Genomic DNA, 20,720 nt, shown 5'->3' with positions numbered 1-20,720 from the left:
GCACAGCCGGCCGGGCTACAGCTGATAGCTGAAACTGATGCTGTAGCGCGGCCGGCGGTTGTAGGTATCCAGCGCTTCATCCGACATGGGTTTGGCCGCTTCCAGGGCGATGTTGTAGTACTTGGCGTCGCCAAATCTGAGGCCCACGGCTGCCGATGACAGGCTGTTGGCCTGCACCGGCAACTGGTTGAACCAGCTGCGGGAGCGGTCGAGCACAACGTAGGGTTGCAGGATGCGCACCCAGTTGCCGTCACGATTGAAGCTGTAGTTGACCTCGTAAGCCACGCCCCAGCCCTTGTCGCCGGACGCCTGATCGTCCGGGTAGCCACGGCCGAAGTTCTGCCCGCCGAACACCGCGCGTTCGCTGTCGGGCAGGGTGTCGTCGGTCCAGTACAGCGCGCCGGACAGCACGCCTTGCCAGTTATCGAAGAACTTGTCGCTCTGCACCCCGGAAAGACGCAGGCGCAGGAAGTTCAGATCGATGGCGCTGTTGTTGGTGTGCGCCCCCATGCTGTCCAGCCCTTGATAGATGCCGCCGCTGAGAATCCGCAACTGGCGGGCGTCGGCCTTGCGCCAGTCGCTTTCGAAGGCGAGGGCGCGGATGTCGGTACGCTCCTCGACACTCAACGGATAGCCGATCACGTTATAGCGGGTCTTGTCGTTGACCGCGTACAGGCGCGCTCCGGCAGTCAGCAGTTCGTTCGAGGCGGCAATCAGCGGCAGGCTGAAGCCGACCGAGTACCGGTCGTTCTCGCGGTGGGGCTTGAGTTCCAGGCCATTGTCCAGCGCGACGTTGGTGCCGGGGTCGGCACGGTAGCGCGAGGCGGACAGATTCAGTTGCGTGCCTTCGGCGTCGAGGAACTGGCTGTAGTCCAGACGGTAGTAATGCTCGTGATCCTTTCCCGGTGGAAACAGCCCGCTGAGCGTCAGCTGTTCGCCCATCGACGTCTGTGAGTTGCTGCTCACACCGAGCAGGGCCTGAGTACCCTTGCGGTTGTCTTCGGTGGTACTCAGGGAACTGGTGAAGGGTTTGCGGCTGGCCTGGGCGACCAGCGTGGTCGCGCCATCGGTGGTCCCCGGCGGCGGCACCTGGGCCTGGATCGTGACGCCGGGAATGCGCGTCATCAGTGTGGTGTAGCGTTCGAAGGTCTTGCGGGTCAGAGGACGTTCAGCCTGGATTTTCGCCGCCAGTCTGTCGAGCAGTCCCTTGACCCGGCCCACATCGCCCTGCACCTGCACATCCCGCACATAGCCTTCCACCAGCACCACGCGCGCCACACCGTTATCGAAATTCTGTTTCGGCAGGAAGGCGTAGGACAGCAGATAGCCGTCATTCTGGTAGCGTCGGGTGATATTGCGGGTGGCTTCGATCAGGTCGGCCAGGCTGGACTCATGGCCGATCAGCGGTTTGTAGATCTCTGCCAGCTCGTTCAGCGGGTAGATCGTGCCGCCTTCGATCTGCACGGTTTTCAGGTTGATCTTCGTGCCCATCATCAACGGCTCGGCAGCCGCGGCACCTGGCTCCGGGACCTGCAGCGGCGCCGCGCTCGGCCGGTAGGCGTCGGCAGGCAGGTTCGGCACCGGCAGGTTGCGGATGGTTTCGTTACTGTTGAGAAAGCTGGGAAGGGTGTCGGCGAGGGCGGTGGAACTGAGACTGAGCAACAGCAGGGATGCCATTACGCGCATAGGACACTCCATGTTCAAACCGCAGCACCGGGCAGGGTTTTCCTGAGAAAAAAAGCGGAAGACTCACGGGAATCTTCCGCCTTCAACCAAGCGTAGGCGCTGTAGGTGCGGCCGTCGAATCGGCCAGGTGCAATTCAGCGTTTGTTGCCGCCCAGCGCGCCGGTCAGGCCACCGAGCACACCGCCCAGACCGCCACCGACGCCAGTGCCGGTACCCCCGGTGGATGCGCCACCGTTGACCAGCCCGCCGACCGCCGCCACGGTACCGCCCACGTTGCTGACCAGGCCACCGACGGCGGTGGTGACCGGGTTGTTGGTGGCGGCGATCGCGCCACCGAGATTACCCACCGCACCGCCGACCTGGCTGGTGATGCCGGCGACCGGAGCACCGAGACCGGTGGCGCTGCCGACGTTCTGGGTCAGGTTGGTGACGGCGCCGGTGACTGGCGCGAGGGCGCCACCGACGCCGCTGCCCAGACTGGCCAGCGGTGCGGTAGGACTGGTGATCGGCGAGCCAGAGCCGCCGAGCACGGTGTTGAGCGAAGCCACGGTGTTGCCGGCCGAGGCCAGCACGCCGCCCGGTGCGCCGAGGGTGCCATTGCCGGCACTCAGGCCGGAACCGACGTTGACTACGGCGCCGCCGACGGTTTGCAGCAGGCCATTGTTGCCAAGGCCGCCACCGAGCCCGCCACCCACACCGGTGCCCGATCCGGTGCCGTTGTCAATCAGCCCGCCGGCCTTGCCGACGGCAGTGCCGACGTTGCTCAATGCGCCGCCGACGGTGTTGGTCAGTGCGTTGCCATTGCCGGCTGCGGTGACGTTGTCGCCCACGCCGTCGACGGTGCTGCCGACTTTCTGCAGCAGGCCGTTCACGGGATTACCCAGGCCGGTCGCGCTGCCCAGTTTGTCGGTGGTGCTTTCGACCATGGCGATCACCGGTACGAGGCCGTTGCCGACGTCTTTGGTCACCGAGCCGAGTGGGCCGGTGGTTGTGGCCGTGCTCAGGGTGTCGCCGAGCATGGTGACTTTTTCACCTACCCCGTTGAGCAACGGCGCAACTTTGGTGACCACACCGCCGACCACGGGAACGCTGCCGGTGGCGGTGGCCAGTTTGCCGCTCAGGTCCGATACGCCGTTGCCGACATCCTGCACCACGCCGCCGACCGCCGAGGCGGTGACGCCCAGGCCGTTGTCGGTGGTGCCGAGTTTGCCGAGGCCGTTGGCCACGCCGTCGCCCAATGTGGTGACCACGTTGCCGGCAGTCCTGGCGGCGCTTTGCACGACACCGCCGACGACTGGCACGCTACTGAGGGAATCACCGACCTGACCGACGCCGCTGCCGACGCCGGCAACGGTGGTGCCGACGTCCTGCACCAGGGTCGAGGTGACCAGTGGCGTCGGAGTGCTCGGGTTGGTGGGGTTGGTCGGATCCGTCGGGTTGGTTGGATTCGTTGGATTAGTCGGATTGGTCGGGTCCGTGGTGCCGGTGCCACCTGTTCCACCCGTTCCGCCCGTTCCGGCAGTACCGCCGGTCCCGGTCGTACCGCCGCTGCCGCTGGTTCCGCCAGTGCCGGCGGTGGAGCTGTCCGGAGTCGAGCTGCTGGAGCTGCTGTGATGACCGCCACCGCCGCTGCTGCAACCGGCCAGGCCGAGGGAGAGAATCAATGCCAGTGCTGTTGCCGATTTGCACCACACTTGGGTTTTCATGATGGTAATTCCTTGCACCTGTCACAACGTTCGTTGTCTTCGATGGCCCGCCGATTCTGTCGTCGGCAATGCCTTCGCCCGTTGTGCCCATATCAATCGCAAGGCTGAATCCACACCATTCTCGACTTGGTATTAACGCCTTTATATAGATCGGTGAACCTGCTGCTTAACGACTAATGCCGAGGATATAAACGCGCAAAAAAAAGCCTTGAGAATCAAGGCTTGATGTTTGACTTGCGGGCGGGTGGCGGGGGTAAAAACTTAAGTTATATACACACAATTAATCATGTTCCGCCGCTGTGGTCCGCCTCCCGCCAGGGACGGGAGAGCGGCCGATGCGGCGTATCTCAGGCAACCGGTTGCCAGTTGCCGACCATGTGTTCCAGATCCCCGGCACCGATCAGGCGCAGTTCACCACTGGAACCCGCCGCACTGGCGAACAGCGATACTTCGCTCGGCAGGCGCACCGGCTTGCGAAAATGCACGGTGACTTCCAGATTGGCCCGGGGCAGATGATCCGCCAGCGCCGCCAACGTACGGGCCTTGTTCCACAGGCCATGGGCAATGGCGGTGGGGAACCCGAACAGCTTTGCACTGGCCGCGCTCAGGTGGATCGGGTTGTAGTCGCCGGAGACTTTGGCGTACTGCCGGCCGATGTCTGCCGGGGCTTTCCATTGCGCCACCTGCATCAGTGGCAGCGCAGGTTCCCACGCCTGTTCGAGCGCTTCGCCCTCAAGCTTCACGCCGCGACAGAGCATCCGGCTTTCGGCTTCCCATAGCGGGCCGAGCTGATCGTCGAGGGTGGTGAGCAGGTCGAACGTCGCGCCTTTCGGATGGGGTTGCAGGTTGTGCACCCGAACGCTGACCTGTGCGCGACTGATCCCGCCCATCGGCCGCAGTACGCGAATGCGGTTGCTCAGATGGATCAATCCCAGCAACGGAAACGGAAAGTCCTTCGCCGTGAGCAATTGCATCTGCAGCGCAAACGCCAGGACGTGTGGATACGTCGGCGGCAGCAGTCCGTCATCGGCGAAACCGCAGACCTTGCGATAGGCCGCCAGGCGTTTGCCGTCGACGTCGACCCAGCAGCGCAAACCGCTCTCGGGCAAGGTGATGCCGGTGATTTTGCGCCGGGTCGCCGCCCGGACATACAACCCCGGTAGACTCGGCTCCCGGTGCAGCGTGTGCCATTCGATGCTCATGCCTAAGCCCCCAGAACACTTTGTCCACAGACCCGCAGCGCCTGCCCGGTGAACGCGCCGGTGCCCGGTTGCGCCAGCCACGCTACCGCTTCGGCAACGTCTTGCGGCAGGCCGCCCTGGCCCAGCGAACTCATGCGCCGGCCGGCCTCACGCAGGCCGAAGGGAATGTGCGCGGTCATCTGGGTTTCAATGAAGCCTGGCGCCACGGCGTTGATGCTGATGCCACGTTCCAGCAGTGTTGGAGCCCAGGCCTGGGCCAGCCCGATCAGCCCGGCCTTGCTCGCGGCGTAATTGGTCTGCCCGCGATTGCCGGCGATGCCGCTGATGGAGGCCAGCAGAATCACTCGTGCGTTATCACGCAAAGTGCCGCTGTCGAGCAGGGCTTTGGTCAGTACCTGCGGTGCGTTGAGATTGACCGCCAGCACCGCGTCCCAGAACTCGGGCGTCATGTTGGCCAGGGTCTTGTCGCGGGTGATGCCGGCGTTGTGCACCAGAATGTCGAGGCCGTCCGGCAACTGTTCGATCAGTTGCGCGGCAGCGTCTTCGGCGCAGATGTCGAGGGTGATGGCGCGGCCGCCGAGGCGCGCGGCCAGGGCTTCGAGATCGGTTTTCGCTGGTGGTACGTCAAGCAGGATCACCTCGGCGCCGTCACGGGCCAGGGTTTCGGCGATAGAGGCACCGATGCCCCGCGCCGCGCCGGTGACTAGCGCCTTGCGCCCGGCCAGCGGGCGCGTCCAGTCGGTCACTGGTGTGGCGCAAGGGTTCAGACGAATCACTTGCCCGGAGACGAACGCGCTTTTCGGCGAGAGGAAAAACCGCAGCGGCCCTTCGAGCTGATCCTCGGCGCCTTCGCCCACGTAGATCAATTGCAGCGTGCCGCCGCTGCGCAATTCCTTGGCCAGCGAGCGGGAAAAACCCTCAAGTGCGCGCTGTGCGCTGGCGGCAAACGGTTCGCGCAGGGTTTCCGGGGCGCGGCCGAGGATCACCAGATGTGCGCTGTTGTCGAGGTTCTTCATCAACGGCTGGAAGAACTCGCGCAGCTGTTTGAGCTGGTCGGTGTGCTGCAGATCGCTGGCGTCGAACACCACAGCCTTGAGTTTCGGACCATGGCCGGGAATCCACTGCGTGGCGGACGCAGGCTGGTCGCCGTAGCGATAAATGGCATCGGTCAGCCGGTTGGCGAAGGCGCTGACCCGTTCGGCCAGCGGCCCGCCGCCGATCAGCAGCGCGCCCTCCACCGGCCGCAGGCGCCCGGCCTGCCAGCGTTCCAGACGCACCGGCGACGGCAGGCCCAGGGCCCCGACCAGACGGTGGCCGATGGACGAGTTGGCGAAGTCGATATAGCGGTCAGACATGGAACGCTCTCCAGAAGATGGGGTTCAAAGTGTGGACTGCGAAGGGCAATCAATCGTTCGATCCACACATTTAGGCCTACGCTAGAACAGCAGAGTAGTTTGCCCCCGGTGTTTTTGGGGCTCGGCGGGATTTTCAGTGCCCGATTTTCAGACTGGATATTTCACAAGGAGTTTTTCATGAGTCAGCTGCGCCGCGTCGCGATCATTGGTGGCAACCGCATTCCGTTCGCCCGTTCCAACGGCCCGTACGCCACCGCGAGCAATCAGGTGATGCTCACCGCTGCCCTGGAAGGCCTGATCGAACGCTACAACCTGCACGGCCAGCGCATGGGCGAAGTGGTCGCGGGGGCGGTGCTGAAATTGTCACGGGATATGAACCTGACCCGCGAATGCGTGCTGGGCTCGCGCTTGTCGCCTGCTACACCTGCCTATGACATCCAGCAGGCCTGCGGCACCGGCCTGGAAGCGGCGCTGCTGGTGGCGAACAAGATCGCCCTCGGGCAGATCGATTGCGGCATTGCCGGCGGTGTCGACACCACGTCGGATGCGCCGATCAGCGTCAGCGAAGGCCTGCGCAAGATCCTTCTGCAAGCCAACCGCGCCAAGACCACCGGCGAAAAGCTCAAGACCTTCCTGCAATTGCGTCCGAAACACCTGATCCCCGAATTCCCGCGCAACGGCGAACCGCGTACCGGCCTGTCGATGGGCCAGCACTGCGAGCTGATGGCGCAGACCTGGAACATCCCTCGCGAAGAGCAGGATCAACTGGCACTCGAAAGCCACCACAAACTCGCCGCGTCCTACAGCGAGGGCTGGCACAACGACCTGATGACACCGTTCCTCGGCCTGACCCGCGACAACAACCTGCGCCCGGACCTGACCCTGGAAAAACTCGCGACCCTGAAACCGGCCTTCGAGAAAAGCGCCAATGGCACGCTGACCGCCGGCAACTCCACGCCACTGACCGATGGCGCGTCGGTGGTGTTGCTCGGTAGCGAAGAATGGGCAAAGGAGCGTGGTTTGCCGATCCTCGCGTATCTGCGGGATGGCGAAGCGGCGGCGGTGGATTTCGTCAACGGGGCGGAAGGGCTGCTGATGGCTCCGGTGTATGCGGTGCCACGCTTGCTGGCGCGCAATGGGCTGACCTTGCAGGACTTCGACTACTACGAAATCCACGAGGCATTTGCCGCGCAAGTGTTGTGCACGCTGAAGGCCTGGGAAGATCCGGAATACTGCAAGACCCGGCTGGGGCTGGACGCGCCGCTTGGCTCGATTGATCGCAGCCGCTTGAACGTCAAGGGCAGCTCGCTGGCGGCAGGGCACCCGTTTGCCGCTACGGGCGGGCGGATTGTGGCCAACATGGCGAAGTTGCTGGATGCGGCGGGGCGGGGGCGGGGGTTAATTTCGATTTGTGCGGCTGGCGGACAGGGTGTGACGGCGATCATCGAGCGCTGAAAGAACAGGAATTTCCTCTCCCAAAGGGAGAGGAAATTCCAAAGGTTACTCAGGTACGGAACCGTCGCACCAACCCATCCAGCTCATTCGACAACCCCGCCAGACTCTGAGAATCCAGCCGCGCCGAATTCGCCAGTTCGGCCACCAGTTGCGCATCACCATGAATCTGGCTGATATGCCGATTGATGTCCTCGGCCACCTGATGCTGCTCTTCGGCCGCCGTAGCAATCTGGGTGTTCATGTCGCGAATCACATCCACCGATTCACGGATCTGGCCAAAGCTTTCCCGCGCCTCACCGATGCGCGCCACTGATTGCTGCGACACATCGAGGCTGGCACGCATCTGCTGGGTCACGGCGCTGGTGCGCTTGGCGAGGTTGCCCAGCAGCCCGTCGATTTCCGCCGTCGAATCCGCCGTGCGTTTGGCCAGCGCACGAACCTCATCGGCTACCACCGCAAAACCACGCCCTTGCTCACCGGCCCGCGCCGCCTCGATGGCGGCGTTGAGCGCCAGCAGGTTGGTCTGTTCGGCGATGGAGCGGATGGTGCCGAGGATCGATTGGATATCGTTGCTGTCGCGTTCCAGTTGCTGCATCGATTGCGCCGACTGTTCCAGCTCCTGGCTCAGTTGATCGACGCTGTGCACCGCCGCATCGATCTGCTGCTGACCTTCGCGGGCCTGGCGCTGGCCGCTGTCGGCCGACTCCGCTGCCTGGCTGCACGAACGGGCGACTTCGTTGGCGGTGGCGACCATTTCGTGGAACGCGGTCGAGACCATGTCCACGGCTTCGCGCTGGCGACCGGCGGCTTCGGCCATGTCGCCGGAAACCCGGGTCGAACTCTGCGACGTGGCGAGGATTTTCCCGGCGGCGCCGCCGATGTGCTGGATCAGGCTGCGGATCGCGGTGAGGAACTGGTTGAACCAGCTCGCCAGCTGCGCGGTTTCGTCGCTGCCACGGATGTCGAGGTTCTTGGTCAGGTCGCCTTCACCCTGGGCGATGCCTTCCAGACCGCTGGCTACGCTGCGGATCGGCCGCACGATCAGGCTGGCGAAACTGGCGCCGACCACGGCGAAGATCACCGCCAGCACGGCAGCGATGATTGCGATCAACCAGGTCAACTGGGTGGCCGAGCTCATCACGTCGTTCTGTTTGATCAGGCCGATAAAGGTCCAGCCCAGTTGCTCCGACGGCCAGACGTTGGCCATGTAGCGCTCGCCGTTGAGCTCGACTTCCACCAGCCCTTTGCCGGCCTTGGCCAGTTGCGCGTAGCCCTCACCGAGGCTGTCGAGGCGTTTGAAGTTGTGCTCGGGCTGTTTCGGATCGACCAGTACCGTGCCGCTGTTTTCCATCAGCATCAGGTAGCCGGTTTCGCCCAGTTTGATCTGTTTGACGATTTCGGTGAGCTGCTTGAGCGAAACGTCGATGTTGACCACGCCGCCCTGGGCGCCCAACTGGTTGGCCACCGCGCGCACGGTACTGACCAGCACCGCATCGTCGCCGGCCCAGTAGTAGGCTTCGGTGCGCAGGGTCTTGCCCGGGTTGGCCATGGCGGTCTTGTACCACGGGCGCGTGCGCGGATCGTAGTTGGACATTTTCGGGTCGCCCGGCCAGAACGCGTAGCCGCCGCTGTTCAGGCCATAGGAGACATAGGAATAGGCCGGATGGGATTTGGCCAGGCTTTCGAACAGGGCAAACAGCTGCTTGTCGATTTCACCGTCGCGGGTGTCGTCGGCGTTGGCGCTCATGCGGCTTCTTACGCTGCCATCGGCGCTCTGGACCAGCGGTTGCGCCGCCAGGTAATCGACGTTCTGGCTGATGCCGTCGAAGAACAGCTGCATGGCATTGCTGACCTGACGGATCTCGCGCCCGCTGCTGTCGACAAATCCTTCCCGGGCATCGCTGCGCAGGTTCAGTACCACCAGGGTGGCGACCAGCACCACGGGCAAGCAGGCGATGATTGCAAACGCCCAGGTCAACTTCTGTTTGATGTTCATCCGCGCTCCAGATTTTCTTGTAGGCCCACGCAGTGCAGATGACTCGCGGTTTTTTGGCAGCCGAAAAACGTTGTTTTCTACTCCACTCCTTGAGTGCGACATCGAAGTTTTTTGGAACGATTGTCGGACAAATTCCTCTGTCTCTGAGGACTTCGGCTGCCGAAGAGGGAAATTGAGGCTGTAAGAGAAAATTCTTACGAAAGGAACGAAGCTGGATGTCAGATTCTGTCGCAAATGCCCTCAAGTCCTTGCGCCAACAAGTTCGACAGGCTCGGCTATGATTCGCAGCGGTCGATACAAGAGCGGTGGATTGACGTATTTGATCCGGCACAGTGTGTGCATCCACAGGTTCACAGGTCGGCAACCCTTCCCCGTGATGCGGGGATTGCCGTATAACGAGTGACATTCGCGTGTTTGGCAATAAAGGACCCACAATAAAAGCTGATGAAGACTCCAAAACGCATTGAACCCCTGATCGAGGACGGTCTGGTCGACGAAGTGCTGCGTCCACTGATGAGTGGCAAAGAAGCAGCTGTTTATGTGGTGCGCTGCGGCAATCAGTTACGTTGCGCAAAGGTCTACAAGGAGGCGAACAAACGCAGTTTCCGCCAGGCGGCCGAGTATCAGGAAGGCCGCAAGGTTCGCAACAGCCGGCAGGCCCGGGCGATGGCCAAGGGGTCCAAGTTCGGGCGCAAGGAAGCCGAAGACGCCTGGCAGAACGCCGAAGTCGCGGCGCTGTTCCGCCTGGCCAACGCCGGGGTGCGGGTGCCCAAGCCGTACGACTTCCTCGAAGGCGTGCTGCTGATGGAACTGGTGGCCGATGAATACGGCGATGCCGCGCCGCGTCTGAACGACGTGGTGCTGGAGCCGGATCAGGCCCGCGAATACCACGCGTTCCTGATTTCGCAGATCGTGCTGATGTTGTGTACCGGTCTGGTGCACGGTGACCTCTCGGAGTTCAACGTGCTGCTGACGCCGACCGGCCCGGTCATCATCGACCTGCCGCAAGCGGTGGACGCCGCCGGCAACAACCACGCGTTCAGCATGCTCGAACGTGATGTCGGCAACATGGCGTCGTACTTCGGCCGCTTCGCCCCGGAGTTGAAGAAGACCCGGTACGCCAAGGAAATGTGGGCGTTGTACGAAGCGGGTACGTTGCACCCGGCCAGCGTGCTGACCGGCGAGTTCGACGATCCCGAGGACCTGGCCGATGTCGGCGGGGTGCTGCGCGAGATCGAAGCGGCGCGTCTGGACGAGGAGCGCAAGCAAGCGATCCGGGCGGCAGAGGATGCGCCGAAAGGCAAGTCCGACGAACCGCCTCCGCCACCGTGGATGCAGTGAGCATCTGAAAAACAAAACCCGGCTCCGGCCGGGTTTTACACATTCAAGGATTGATTGTGACCGCCACCTCCCGCAATGCCCGGCTGATCATCACGGCGCGGCTGATTTCCGATTTCGGCGCTTTCCTGAACATGGTGGCGCTGGCCACTTATGTCTACCTGCTGAGCAACAGCGCCATGAGCGTCGGGATCTTCCTGGCCAGTCGCGTGGGCGGCGGGATTTTCGCCAGCCTGATCGGCACCGCGTTCTATCGCCGATGCAGCGGTCGTTTGCCATTGATTGCCTTCGATCTGCTGCGCGCCGTTGTGCTCGGGTTGTTGCTGATCGTGCCGGTCAGCCAACAGGCGCTGTTGCTGCCGCTGATCGCGTTCGGTCTGGGTTTCGGCAACTCGATGTTCGCCATCGGCCTCAACAGCCAGTTGCCGCGATTGATCGAACCGGCGCAGTTGCTCAAGACCAATGCGTGGATCACGTCCGCCTCTTCCATGGCAATGGTTGGCGGCAGTCTGGTGTCCGGGCTGCTGGTCGCGGGGTTTGGCTTTGAAACGGTGTTCGGGCTGAACGCGCTGACCTATCTGCTGGCGGCAGTGTTGATTGCGCCGCTGCGATTCAGCGCAGCGGAGCCGGTGGCCGAATCCAGCGCTAAACAGGGTGAATGGTCGGCGTTGCTGCAAGGCCTGCGCAGCGCCCCGGTGGTGGCCGCAATGCTGGCGGTGACCATGGCCGACACCCTCGGCAGCGCTGCGCACAACGTAGGTTTTCCGATCATTTCCAAACTGCTTACGCCGGATTCTGCGAGCACCACGCTGGGCCTGATGCTCGCGGTGTGGGCCAGCGGCAAATTGCTGGGCGCGCGAATTGCCAGTCGCTTGAATGGCTCTGAAAACATCCATCTTGAGCGCAGGTACTTTGGCGGGGTGTTGTTGATGTCCTGCGGTTTCATTCTGATGTTCCAGCAGCACAGCATCATCGGGCTGTTGCTGTTTTCGCTGCCGGCCGGACTGGGTGACGGATTCTCGGAAGTGGGTCTGATGTCACGGCTGCAACGGGAACCGGAGCCCCTGCGCCTGCCGATCTTCAGCTTCCTGACGCTGTTGCAGATGACCGGGTTCGGCGTCGGCATGCTGATCGCCGCACCGTTCTACAACTGGTGGACGCCGGGTGCCGTGGTACTGCTGTTCCACGGCATTCCCCTCGCCACTGTGCTGTCGATGAAGATTCTGTTGCTCAGGCGCGGGCGGGTTGCGCGCAGCAGCCCGACGCCAGCTCCTTGAGGATCGGGCAGTCCGGGCGGTGGTCGCCGTTGCAGTGTTCCACCAGGTCCTGCAGGGTGTCGCGCAGCTCGCCGAGTTCGCGGATCTTCTGATTCAGCTCGTCGATGTGCTGGCGGGCCAGGGCCTTCACATCGGCGCTGGCGCGCTGGCGGTCCTGCCAGAGAGTCAGCAGTTTGCCGACTTCCTCCAGCGAAAAACCCAGGTCCCGGGAGCGCTTGATGAACGCCAGGGTATGCAGGTCATCGTCGCCGTAAACGCGATAGCCGCTGTCGGTGCGATGGGCGGCCTTGAGCAGGCCGATCGACTCGTAATAACGGATCATCTTCGCGCTCAGGCCACTGTGGCGGGCCGCTTGGCCGATGTTCATCGGTTGTCCTCCAGATCCTCGGGTTTCCAGGTTTTCAACAGTAGCGCATTGCTCACCACACTGACGCTCGACAGGGCCATCGCCGCGCCGGCCAGTACCGGATTGAGCAAGCCGAACGCCGCCAACGGAATGCCGATCAGGTTGTAGACGAAGGCCCAGAACAGGTTCTGGCGGATCTTCGCGTAAGTCTTGCGGCTGATCTCCAGCGCTGCCGGCACCAGTCGCGGATCGCCGCGCATCAGGGTGATACCGGCGGCGTGCATGGCCACGTCGGTGCCGCCACCCATGGCGATGCCGATGTCCGCTGCGGCCAGCGCGGGGGCGTCGTTGATGCCGTCGCCGACCATGGCCACGACCCCGGTTTTCTTCAGTTCGGCGACGGTGGCGGCCTTGTCCGCGGGCAGCACTTCGGCGTGGACGCTTTCGATGCCCAGCGCTTCGGCCACCACCCGGGCACTGCCTCGGTTGTCGCCGGTCAGCAGGTGACTGTGGATATGTCGCGCAGCCAGTTGTTGCACCGCATGCAGCGCGCCGGGCTTGAGGGTGTCGCCGAAGGCGAACAGGCCGAGCACTCGGGGTTCGGGGCTTTGTTCGATCAGCCAGGACAGTGTGCGACCTTCTGTTTCCCAGGCCTTGGCGGACTCCGCCAACGTGCCGGCGTCCAGACCGGTTTCTTCCAGCAGCCGACGATTGCCCAGCGCCAGGCGTCGACCGTCGAGATGGCCGGCGATGCCACGACCGGTCAGGGACTGGCTGTCGCTGACATCCGGCACCGCCAGATTGCGCTCGGCGCAGGCATCCAACACCGCTTTGGCCAGCGGGTGCTCGCTGCCGCGTTGCAGTGCGCCAGCCGCTGTCAGCAGGGCGTTCTCATCACTGTCGATCGCACTGAAATGCGCGATGCGCGGGGTGCCGGAGGTCAGGGTGCCGGTCTTGTCGAACACCACGGCGCTGACTTCGTGGGCACGCTCCAGTGCTTCGGCATCCTTGATCAGAATCCCGTGACGAGCGGCGACGCCGGTGCCGGCCATGATCGCGGTCGGTGTCGCCAGACCAAGAGCGCAGGGGCAGGCGATCACCAGCACCGCGACGGCGTTGATCAACGCGGTTTCCAGCGGCGCGCCATACAGCCACCAGCCGATCAGCGTGGCCAGGGCCAGCAGCAGAACCGTCGGCACGAACACCTGACTGACTTTATCCACCAGTTTCTGGATCGGCGCCTTCGCGGCCTGAGCGTCTTCGACCAGGCGGATGATCCGCGCCAGTACGCTTTCCGCACCGAGCGCCGTGGTACGCACGAGCAGGCGGCCTTCACCGTTGATCGCGCCACCGGTGACCTTGTCGCCTGGTTGCTTGGGCACCGGCAGGCTTTCGCCGCTGATCAGTGCTTCGTCGGCGTGGCTCTGGCCTTCCAGCACCTCGCCGTCCACCGGAAAGCGTTCACCGGGTTTGACCAATACGAGATCGCCGAGGCGCAGGGCGCTGATGGCGACGTCCTGTTCACGGCCATCGATGACCTGAATCGCCCGCTCCGGCCGCAGCGCTTCCAGTGCGCGGATGGCGCTGGCGGTCTGGCGTTTGGCGCGGCTTTCCAGGTACTTGCCGAGCAGCACCAGCGCGATGACCACCGCCGAGGCTTCGAAATACAGATGCGGCATGCCCTCGGTGGTCGTGGCCCATTCATAGAGACTCAAGCCGTAACCGGCGCTGGTGCCGAGGGCCACCAGCAAATCCATGTTGCCGGCCCCGGCGCGCACGGCCTTCCACGCGGCCACATAAAAACGTGCACCGAAGATGAATTGCACCGGGGTGGCGAGGGCGAATTGCGCCCAGGCCGGGAGCATCCAGTGAATACCGAACGGTTGCAGCAGCATCGGCAGCACCAGCGGCAAGGCGAGGGCGATGGCGCAGATCAGCGCCCAGCGCTCGTGGTTCAGGCGTTGCTGGCGATTGTCGGTTTGCGGGTGCTCCAGTTCGAAGAGGCTGGCCGAATAACCGGCCTTGCTTACGGCTGCGATCAGGGTTTGCGGGTCGACTGCGCCGAGCAGCTCGAGGTGAGCGCGTTCGTTGGCGAGGTTGACGCTGACGCTTTTCACTCCCGGAACCTTGTTCAGGGCACGCTCAACGCGGCCGACGCAGGAGGCGCAGGTCATGCCGTCGATGTTCAATTCCACGGTTTGCTGCGGCACGCTGTAACCGGCGCGCTCAACCGCTTCCATCAGCGCCGGCAGGCTGTCGCCGGGGGCCTGCACCCGGGCCTGTTCGGTGGCGAGGTTGACGCTGACGGCACTGGCGCCACTGACTTTGCTCAAGGCGCGCTCGACGCGGCCGGCGCAACTGGCGCAGGTCATGCCGCTGATGGGCAGATCGAACGTGATGGAATCGGACATCGGTCGTACTCCCTGTAGTGGATGCCTACAGGATCAACCTTGCCATGCTGGCAAGGTCAAGGCCAAAAAAAGGGGGAGTCGGCAGGCTCCCCCTTTTCGGGCCCTGGCTCAGTATTCGAGCGCGGCTGGCCGCAGGTACAGTCCCCTTTGATCGTTGGACGCGATCCGGTACTTCACCACACTGCCGGCCTTGAGCGTGATTTCCTGCGCCGGCGGTGCCAGCATCCCCGGCTTGCAGCCCGGCATCTGGCTTGGCTCCAGTTTCAGACGAATGGAAACTTTGCCGTAGGGCAGATTGAACGATGTGGTCTGTTCCTGAAGCAGCCGCCCGGCCAATTGGTCCTGGATGTACACGCCGATCTCGCAGGAGGTCGGCACTTCCAGACGCTCGCGGGAGATGATCAGAACGGCGTAATCCTCGCCGGTTGCGTTGGCCTGGGGCAGGCAGGCAAAGAAGCTGAGTAGGCCAAACAGGCTGAAAGCTGACCAGCGCATGGCTGAATCTCCTGAATTGATGTCATGGATGCACGCAGCTTGGCCGAGCGCGGCGCCGATTGCCAGCCCGGCAGTTATTTACAGAACTTGACCTTGCCATCGTGGCAAGCTCGACACTGCGGGCAACCTCACTCAAAGGAGTCATTCCATGCAAGTGTTCAGTGTTGAAGGCATGTCCTGCGGTCACTGCGTCAAGGCCGTTACCCAGGCGGTGCAGAGCAAGGATCCGGCGGCCAGCGTGCGGGTCGATCTGGCGGCGAAGGAAGTCGGTGTCGAAAGTGCGTTGAGCGCCGAACAAGTGATCGAGGCGATCAGCGAAGAAGGCTACGCCATCAGACTCGCCTGAACTTTTTAATAGTTAGCGAGCTACCGGATTGTTCAAGGCGCCCTCGCGCGGCTAGACTGTCGGGCTGCACTCTTTACCAAAGTGCCCGCCCAACTGTCTGCCAAACCTGGACGCCTGATGAACTTCCGTACCATTCTGATTCTCGGTGCCTTGACCGCTTTCGGTCCGCTGGCGATCGACTTCTATCTCCCCGCATTTCCCTCCATGGCGCTGGCGTTCGGCACCGATGAGAAACACGTCCAGCTGACTTTGTCGGCTTACTTCTTTGGATTGTCCATCGGTCAACTGGCCTACGGGCCGGTGGCGGACCGTTTCGGACGGCGGATTCCATTGCTCACCGGCCTGGTGCTGTTCACCCTGGCGTCATTGGCCTGCGCTTATGCGCCGAATCTGGAATGGCTGATCGGTGCGCGATTCGTTCAGGCACTGGGCGGTTGTGCGGGGATGGTGATTGGCCGGGCGGTGGTCGCCGACAAATGCGATGCCGTGGGATCGGCGAAGGTCTTTTCGCAACTGATGCTGGTGATGGGTCTGGCACCGATCCTGGCGCCGATGCTCGGCGGTCTGCTGGTCAACACCACGGGTTGGCAGTCGATCTTCCTGGTGCTGACCGGCTTCAGTGCCATGGCCGGTCTGGCGGTTGCCCTCGGCCTGCCGGAAAGTCTGCCGGCCCATGTTCCGCGTCAGCCACTGTCCGGTGCACTGCGGCAGTACGGTCGCCTGCTGACCGACCCGATCTACATGGGCCATGCCCTGACCGGTGGCATCGCCATCGCCGGGATGTTTGCCTACATTGCCGGCTCCCCCTTCATTTTCATCAAGCTGTACGGCGTTCCGCCCGAGCATTTCGGCTGGCTGTTCGGCACCAACGCGGCGGGCTTCATTCTGGTGGCGCAGATCAATGCGCGACTGTTGGCCAAGCGCGGCCCGGCGTTTCTGTTGTCGCGGGCGGTCTGGGTCTACTTCGGTGCCGGGCTGACATTGCTCGCGGTCAGTACCCTGCACACCGAGGCCCTGTGGCCGCTGCTGATTCCATTGTTCATTTGCGTGGCGAGTCTTGGCTGCATCAGCCCCAATGCGGCGGCGAGTGCGATGAACGGCCAGGGCGCTCGTGCCGGCAGTGCTTCGGCATTGCTCGGGTGCATGCAATTCAGCGTCGCCGCCGGTGCCTCGGCGCTGGTGGGAGTCTTGCACGACGGCACCGCCGTGCCGATGGCCATGGTCATCAGCCTGTGCGGTCTGTTGGTGGTCAGCGCGGCGATGCTCACCCGGCGCATGCAGAATGCCCGGGCGCTGGCAAAGGCGCAGGCCGAAGTCTGAACGGAAGAAACTCAGCCGACAGCGCGTTGCTGGGTAATGTCGGGAATCTGATGGGGCGCGTGCAGACGCGCTTCGAGGGTGCGGGTGAAGGCCCGGGCTTCGGCTTCACTGCGGAATGTCACGGCGTGCTGGTCAAGGCGAACTTGCCATTGGGACTTTGCCACTTCTTTTATCAGGATCTTCATTGCTGACCTCCCGTACGTAAAAGATTGCATCGCAGAGGTTTCGATTGTAGACCCGAATACGATCGCAATTGTGACAAGGGTCAAGCATCTGACTGACGGCAAAAAGTGACCGCAGCCCCCGAGTCAGCCACTTCTGGCGCTGACGAAGACTGCGGCCTCCGGAGTTTTAGAAACTTTCTAAAACAATTTTCCCCTTGGCCTTGCCGCTTTCCAGCAATTCATGGGCCCGACGCAGGTTGCTCGCGTTGATCTTGCCGAAGTGTTCACCCACCGTGGTCTTCAACGTCCCGGCATCGATCAGCTCGGCCACCCGGTTGAGCAGTTTGTGCTGCTCGATCATGTCCGGCGTTTCGAACAGCGAGCGGGTGTACATGAACTCCCAGTGCAGCGACAGGCTCTTGCGCTTGAGCTTGGTCACGTCCAGCGACTTCGGGTCATCGATCAGCGCCAGTTTGCCTTGCGGCGCCAGGGCCTCGACCAGTTGGTCCAGATGCTGATCGGTCTGGGTCAGGCTGGCGACGTGGGTCACGTGGTCGATGCCGGCGCGCTTCAGTTCTTCGCTCAACGGCTGGCTGTGATCGATCACCAGGTCGGCGCCCAGTTCGCTCACCCAATCGCGGGTTTGCGGACGGGAGGCGGTGCCGATCACTTTGAGCCCGGTCAACTGGCTGGCCAGTTGGGTCAGGATCGAACCCACACCGCCAGCCGCGCCGACGATCAACAGGCTCTGTCCTTCGTCAGTGTTACCTTCGCGAATCTGCAGACGTTCGAACAACAGCTCCCACGCGGTGATGGCGGTCAGCGGCAGGGCGGCGGCTTCGGCAAAACCGAGGGTTTTCGGCATATGGCCGACGATCCGCTCATCGACAACGTGCAGTTCGCTGTTGCCTCCGGCCCGGGCGATGGAACCGGCGTAGAACACCTTGTCGCCGGCCTTGAACAGCGTCACTTCACTGCCGACCGACTTGACCACACCGGCCACGTCCCAGCCCAGCACTTTGGCGGCACCGCCTTCCGGCGCGACGTTCTGGCGGACCTTGGTGTCGACCGGGTTGACCGAAATCGCTTTGACTTCCACCAGCAGGTCGCGGGGGCCGGCCACCGGCTCCGGCAGTTCGATGTCTTGCAGGGATTTTTCGTCGCTGATGGGCAGAGATGCGTAATAGGCGATGGCTTTCATGGATGACTCCGAAAAGTGCTTGAAGGAAGGATTCAGGCGATGGCGCGCAGACGCTTGAGCTCGAAGTGTTCGAGGAACGCCTCGGCCTTGCTGCGGAAATGCTGGATATGCGCACTGTCGTCGTGGGCCTGCAGGGCTTCGTCGCTGGCCCACTGTTCGATCATGTAGAAGGCCAGCGGGTTGGCCAGGTCCTGGTGCAGATCGTATTGACCGCAACCGGCTTCGGCGCGGGTCGGTTCGATCAATGCACGCAGGTGCTGTTCGAGGGCGTTTTGCTGGCCAGGTTTGGCGATCAGGGTGGCGATAGCGGTGAAGGGCTGAGACATGGTCGACTCCGGAACGGGATGAATTCGATGGAAGGCATGATTGGCTATTTCTACGCGAGATAAAACCGGCTAAAAGAGCAGTCTCTTTCAATATTTTTTTGATAATCGAGGCTGGAATGCTGCGTTTCGATGACTTGCAGTTGTTTGTCCGGGCGGCGGATCTGGGCAGTCTGTCGGCGGCGGCCCGGGTGATGGACATGTCCGCCGCCGTGGCCAGCGCGGCACTCAAGCGTATCGAGCAACAGCTCGGCGCACGGCTTCTGGCGCGTTCCACCCGCAGTCTGCGGCTGACGTCCGAGGGCGAAGGCTTCCTCGAATACGCCCGGGCGGCGCTGAGCAATCTGGATGAAGGGCGTCGTCTGCTGGCCAGCGGTCAGGATCAGGTCAGCGGGATTCTGCAGTTGTCGGCGCCCTCGGATTTCGGACGCAACCTGCTGCTGCCGTGGCTCGATGAGTTTCAGCGCGAACACCCGAAACTGACCGTGCGTCTGCTGCTGGGCGACCGCATTGCCGACCTGTTTCGCCAACCGGTGGACATCGCCTTGCGCTACGGCGAACCGGAAGACTCCAGTCTGGTCGCGTTGCCGATCGCCGCGCAAAACCGGCGGGTGCTGTGCGCCTCTCCCGGCTATCTGGCGAAACATGGCGAGCCGACGCAACTGGAGCAGCTCGCGCAGCACAATTGCCTGTTGTACATGCTGGGCAGTCGGGTGCACGACCACTGGAGCTTTCATGACGGCAAACGCGAAGTCGGCCTGACCGTCAGTGGCGACCGCTTCAGTGATGACGCCGATGTGGTGCGTTTATGGGCCGTCGCAGGGGCGGGCATCGCTTACAAATCCTGGCTGGATGTGGCCGGGGATGTTCTTGCGGGGCGATTGAAAGTGCTGCTGCCGGGGCTGCTCTGCGAGCGGGCTCCGCTGAATCTGCTGTGCGCCCATCGCGCACAATTGAGTAAGCCGGTGAACCTGTTGAGGGAGATGCTCGCCAGCCGTTGCGCGGAATTGAGTAGCCGATTTCCCGCTTTTCCGCAGATTGACCATTAGTCGCAGGCAAAAAGCGAAATTTCTGTCAGGAACAATCACCAGATGGACCTGCTCCGGCGCAGGACGCTGCGGGCAACCCGCTTATACTAGCGCTCGCCTGAAGCCTGCACCCGCACGAAGGCACAGGCATGATCGGACTGACACCGGCCGGGTAGCGGTGACGGTCGTGTCGAGTACTGCGAATACCGGGTGGCAGTGTGTTGCCTTGCCTCGGATCAAGGCGTTTTTGCGCGGCTTGGCCGACGACTGATTACTGGTCAAGATGTCTCTGAGCAGTAGACGATACGATTCAACAGGGAGTGAATACATGGAACATGCACCTTGCATCAGCCAGATCGCCACGTTGCTGGCCGATCCCAAACGCAGCGCGATGATGTGGGCACTGATGGATGGTTCGGCCCGGCAGACCGAGGAACTGGCGCTGCTGGCGGGGCTGTCGCCCTCATCGGCCAGTGCGCATCTGGGGCGCTTGTCCGCTGGTGGTCTGTTGAAGGTCGAGGCTCGCGGGCGCAAGCGCTTCTTTCGCCTGGCGGCTCCGGAAATCGGCGCGGCCATCGAGGCTTTGGCCAGCGCTACGCTCGCCAGTGCCCCGCGGGAAATTCCCGATGTCTTCAAACGCGCCACACCCATCGCCAGACCCCAGTCCGCACCCTCTTCCCTGCTGCGTGCGCGTTTTTGCGACGACCATCTGGGCGGTACGCTGGCGGCCGACCTGTACCAGCGCCTGCTCGATGCCGGCTGGATCGAACAGCTCGAACATCGGGTGGTGGTCACCCACAAAGGAGCGACACAATTGGCCAGTCGCGGGGTCTTCATCCAGGCGCTGGCCCACCGTAACGCACAGGTCGCCTGTGCGTGCCCGGACTGGAGCGAGCGGCGCCCGCACATGGGCGGCTCGCTGGGCGCGGCGTTGTTGCAGCTGTTCATGCAGTCCGGCTGGTTGACGCTGCCCAACGACTCCCGCGCCCTGCAACTGACGGCGGCGGGACAGCGGGAAATTCATCGATTCGCACGGGAGACCGAGCTGGAAATGGCATTGTAGAGCGCTTT

The 20,720-nt window shown here is 63.0% G+C and carries 18 protein-coding genes and 1 pseudogene; 7 read left to right on the top strand and 12 right to left on the bottom strand.

What is annotated here, in order from left to right:
- Window positions 1–15: 15 nt before the first annotated feature.
- The 4 genes from M5B98_RS14000 to M5B98_RS13985 form a co-directional block, all read right to left on the bottom strand.
- Window positions 16–1,686, bottom strand: coding sequence for a ShlB/FhaC/HecB family hemolysin secretion/activation protein (locus M5B98_RS14000; protein WP_248743001.1), 1,671 nt, complete (start codon window positions 1,684–1,686; stop codon window positions 16–18).
- Between the two features lie 134 nt (window positions 1,687–1,820).
- Window positions 1,821–3,392: a collagen-like triple helix repeat-containing protein gene (locus tag M5B98_RS13995; protein ID WP_248743000.1), complete on the bottom strand. Its 1,572-nt coding sequence runs from the start codon at window positions 3,390–3,392 to the stop codon at window positions 1,821–1,823.
- 347 nt (window positions 3,393–3,739) lie between these two features.
- Window positions 3,740–4,594 (bottom strand): MaoC family dehydratase, encoded by an 855-nt coding sequence (locus tag M5B98_RS13990; protein ID WP_248742999.1) that lies wholly within the window; start codon window positions 4,592–4,594, stop codon window positions 3,740–3,742.
- Window positions 4,595–4,596: 2 nt separating this feature from the next.
- On the bottom strand, window positions 4,597–5,949 hold the full coding sequence (locus tag M5B98_RS13985) for a 3-oxoacyl-ACP reductase (RefSeq protein ID WP_248742998.1): 1,353 nt from the start codon (window positions 5,947–5,949) through the stop codon (window positions 4,597–4,599).
- Window positions 5,950–6,126: 177 nt separating this feature from the next.
- On the opposite strand from M5B98_RS13985, the gene M5B98_RS13980 reads away from it, so the two are divergent.
- Window positions 6,127–7,404 carry an acetyl-CoA C-acetyltransferase gene (locus M5B98_RS13980; protein ID WP_248742997.1) on the top strand — a complete coding sequence of 426 codons (1,278 nt, stop codon included), beginning with the start codon at window positions 6,127–6,129 and terminating at the stop codon, window positions 7,402–7,404.
- 49 nt (window positions 7,405–7,453) lie between these two features.
- Here the strand turns inward: M5B98_RS13980 and M5B98_RS28850 are convergent, their stop codons facing one another.
- Complete coding sequence (locus M5B98_RS28850) at window positions 7,454–8,182, bottom strand: methyl-accepting chemotaxis protein (protein ID WP_371320909.1); 729 nt, start codon at window positions 8,180–8,182, stop codon at window positions 7,454–7,456.
- Between the two features lie 129 nt (window positions 8,183–8,311).
- Window positions 8,312–9,244: pseudogene (locus M5B98_RS28845) on the bottom strand (sensor histidine kinase); the annotation flags it as partial.
- A gap of 600 nt (window positions 9,245–9,844) precedes the next feature.
- On the opposite strand from M5B98_RS28845, the gene M5B98_RS13970 reads away from it, so the two are divergent.
- Entirely contained in the window at window positions 9,845–10,741 is an 897-nt protein-coding gene (locus M5B98_RS13970; protein WP_085711266.1) for a PA4780 family RIO1-like protein kinase, read from the top strand.
- A 56-nt stretch (window positions 10,742–10,797) separates the two neighbouring features.
- Window positions 10,798–12,015 (top strand): MFS transporter, encoded by a 1,218-nt coding sequence (locus tag M5B98_RS13965; protein ID WP_248742995.1) that lies wholly within the window; start codon window positions 10,798–10,800, stop codon window positions 12,013–12,015.
- Here M5B98_RS13965 and cueR read toward each other — a convergent pair.
- The 3 genes from cueR to M5B98_RS13950 all read right to left on the bottom strand — a co-directional run bounded on the left by cueR (window position 11,969) and on the right by M5B98_RS13950 (window position 15,267).
- On the bottom strand, window positions 11,969–12,382 hold the full coding sequence (gene cueR / locus M5B98_RS13960; RefSeq protein ID WP_025111722.1) for a Cu(I)-responsive transcriptional regulator: 414 nt from the start codon (window positions 12,380–12,382) through the stop codon (window positions 11,969–11,971). The two genes, M5B98_RS13965 and cueR, sit on opposite strands and share 47 nt — an antisense overlap.
- The gene (locus M5B98_RS13955; RefSeq protein WP_248742994.1) at window positions 12,379–14,772 is read right to left on the bottom strand and encodes a heavy metal translocating P-type ATPase; all 2,394 of its coding nucleotides are present in this window, start codon (window positions 14,770–14,772) and stop codon (window positions 12,379–12,381) included. Before M5B98_RS13955 ends, cueR begins: the two co-directional genes overlap by 4 nt.
- Window positions 14,773–14,880: 108 nt before the next feature.
- Window positions 14,881–15,267, bottom strand: a complete 387-nt coding sequence (locus M5B98_RS13950) for a hypothetical protein (RefSeq protein ID WP_114881306.1) — start codon at window positions 15,265–15,267, stop codon at window positions 14,881–14,883.
- Window positions 15,268–15,415: 148 nt separating this feature from the next.
- Here M5B98_RS13950 and M5B98_RS13945 point away from each other — a divergent pair, with 148 nt between their 5' ends.
- Both M5B98_RS13945 and M5B98_RS13940 read left to right on the top strand, forming a co-directional pair.
- Window positions 15,416–15,613, top strand: coding sequence for a heavy-metal-associated domain-containing protein (locus tag M5B98_RS13945; protein ID WP_085711270.1), 198 nt, complete (start codon window positions 15,416–15,418; stop codon window positions 15,611–15,613).
- Window positions 15,614–15,730: 117 nt separating this feature from the next.
- Window positions 15,731–16,933, top strand: a complete 1,203-nt coding sequence (locus tag M5B98_RS13940; RefSeq protein WP_248738432.1) for a multidrug effflux MFS transporter — start codon at window positions 15,731–15,733, stop codon at window positions 16,931–16,933.
- An 11-nt stretch (window positions 16,934–16,944) separates the two neighbouring features.
- Here M5B98_RS13940 and M5B98_RS13935 read toward each other — a convergent pair whose 3' ends face one another.
- From M5B98_RS13935 to M5B98_RS13925, 3 genes are all read right to left on the bottom strand, one after another.
- On the bottom strand, window positions 16,945–17,118 hold the full coding sequence (locus M5B98_RS13935) for a hypothetical protein (RefSeq protein WP_248742993.1): 174 nt from the start codon (window positions 17,116–17,118) through the stop codon (window positions 16,945–16,947).
- A gap of 166 nt (window positions 17,119–17,284) precedes the next feature.
- Window positions 17,285–18,298 (bottom strand): zinc-binding alcohol dehydrogenase family protein, encoded by a 1,014-nt coding sequence (locus tag M5B98_RS13930; protein WP_248742992.1) that lies wholly within the window; start codon window positions 18,296–18,298, stop codon window positions 17,285–17,287.
- A gap of 32 nt (window positions 18,299–18,330) precedes the next feature.
- A complete protein-coding gene (locus M5B98_RS13925; RefSeq protein WP_248742991.1) occupies window positions 18,331–18,624 on the bottom strand; it encodes a putative quinol monooxygenase in 294 nt (97 codons plus the stop codon).
- 116 nt (window positions 18,625–18,740) lie between these two features.
- Between M5B98_RS13925 and M5B98_RS13920 the strand changes: the two genes are divergently transcribed.
- The gene (locus M5B98_RS13920) at window positions 18,741–19,670 is read left to right on the top strand and encodes a LysR family transcriptional regulator (protein WP_248742990.1); all 930 of its coding nucleotides are present in this window, start codon (window positions 18,741–18,743) and stop codon (window positions 19,668–19,670) included.
- Between the two features lie 307 nt (window positions 19,671–19,977).
- A complete protein-coding gene (locus M5B98_RS13915; RefSeq protein WP_248738429.1) occupies window positions 19,978–20,712 on the top strand; it encodes an ArsR/SmtB family transcription factor in 735 nt (244 codons plus the stop codon).
- Window positions 20,713–20,720: the final 8 nt, after the last annotated feature.

This window comes from Pseudomonas sp. MWU12-3088 (assembly GCF_023242405.1).
GTDB classification, from domain to species: domain Bacteria; phylum Pseudomonadota; class Gammaproteobacteria; order Pseudomonadales; family Pseudomonadaceae; genus Aquipseudomonas; species Aquipseudomonas kribbensis.
This window is presented reverse-complemented; position numbering and strand designations above follow the sequence as displayed.

Coding starts and splice junctions, on each gene's coding strand:
- M5B98_RS13945 (WP_085711270.1), top strand. CDS start 15,416: ATGCAAGTGTTCAGTGTTGAAGGCATGTCCTGCGGTCACTGCGTCAAG.
- M5B98_RS13920 (WP_248742990.1), top strand. CDS start 18,741: ATGCTGCGTTTCGATGACTTGCAGTTGTTTGTCCGGGCGGCGGATCTG.
- M5B98_RS13990 (WP_248742999.1), bottom strand. CDS start 4,594: ATGAGCATCGAATGGCACACGCTGCACCGGGAGCCGAGTCTACCGGGG.
- cueR (WP_025111722.1), bottom strand. CDS start 12,382: ATGAACATCGGCCAAGCGGCCCGCCACAGTGGCCTGAGCGCGAAGATG.
- M5B98_RS13915 (WP_248738429.1), top strand. CDS start 19,978: ATGGAACATGCACCTTGCATCAGCCAGATCGCCACGTTGCTGGCCGAT.
- M5B98_RS13930 (WP_248742992.1), bottom strand. CDS start 18,298: ATGAAAGCCATCGCCTATTACGCATCTCTGCCCATCAGCGACGAAAAA.
- M5B98_RS13995 (WP_248743000.1), bottom strand. CDS start 3,392: ATGAAAACCCAAGTGTGGTGCAAATCGGCAACAGCACTGGCATTGATT.
- M5B98_RS13985 (WP_248742998.1), bottom strand. CDS start 5,949: ATGTCTGACCGCTATATCGACTTCGCCAACTCGTCCATCGGCCACCGT.
- M5B98_RS13940 (WP_248738432.1), top strand. CDS start 15,731: ATGAACTTCCGTACCATTCTGATTCTCGGTGCCTTGACCGCTTTCGGT.
- M5B98_RS13925 (WP_248742991.1), bottom strand. CDS start 18,624: ATGTCTCAGCCCTTCACCGCTATCGCCACCCTGATCGCCAAACCTGGC.
- M5B98_RS13970 (WP_085711266.1), top strand. CDS start 9,845: ATGAAGACTCCAAAACGCATTGAACCCCTGATCGAGGACGGTCTGGTC.
- M5B98_RS13935 (WP_248742993.1), bottom strand. CDS start 17,118: ATGAAGATCCTGATAAAAGAAGTGGCAAAGTCCCAATGGCAAGTTCGC.
- M5B98_RS13955 (WP_248742994.1), bottom strand. CDS start 14,772: ATGTCCGATTCCATCACGTTCGATCTGCCCATCAGCGGCATGACCTGC.
- M5B98_RS13980 (WP_248742997.1), top strand. CDS start 6,127: ATGAGTCAGCTGCGCCGCGTCGCGATCATTGGTGGCAACCGCATTCCG.
- M5B98_RS14000 (WP_248743001.1), bottom strand. CDS start 1,686: ATGCGCGTAATGGCATCCCTGCTGTTGCTCAGTCTCAGTTCCACCGCC.
- M5B98_RS28850 (WP_371320909.1), bottom strand. CDS start 8,182: ATGGTCTCGACCGCGTTCCACGAAATGGTCGCCACCGCCAACGAAGTC.
- M5B98_RS13950 (WP_114881306.1), bottom strand. CDS start 15,267: ATGCGCTGGTCAGCTTTCAGCCTGTTTGGCCTACTCAGCTTCTTTGCC.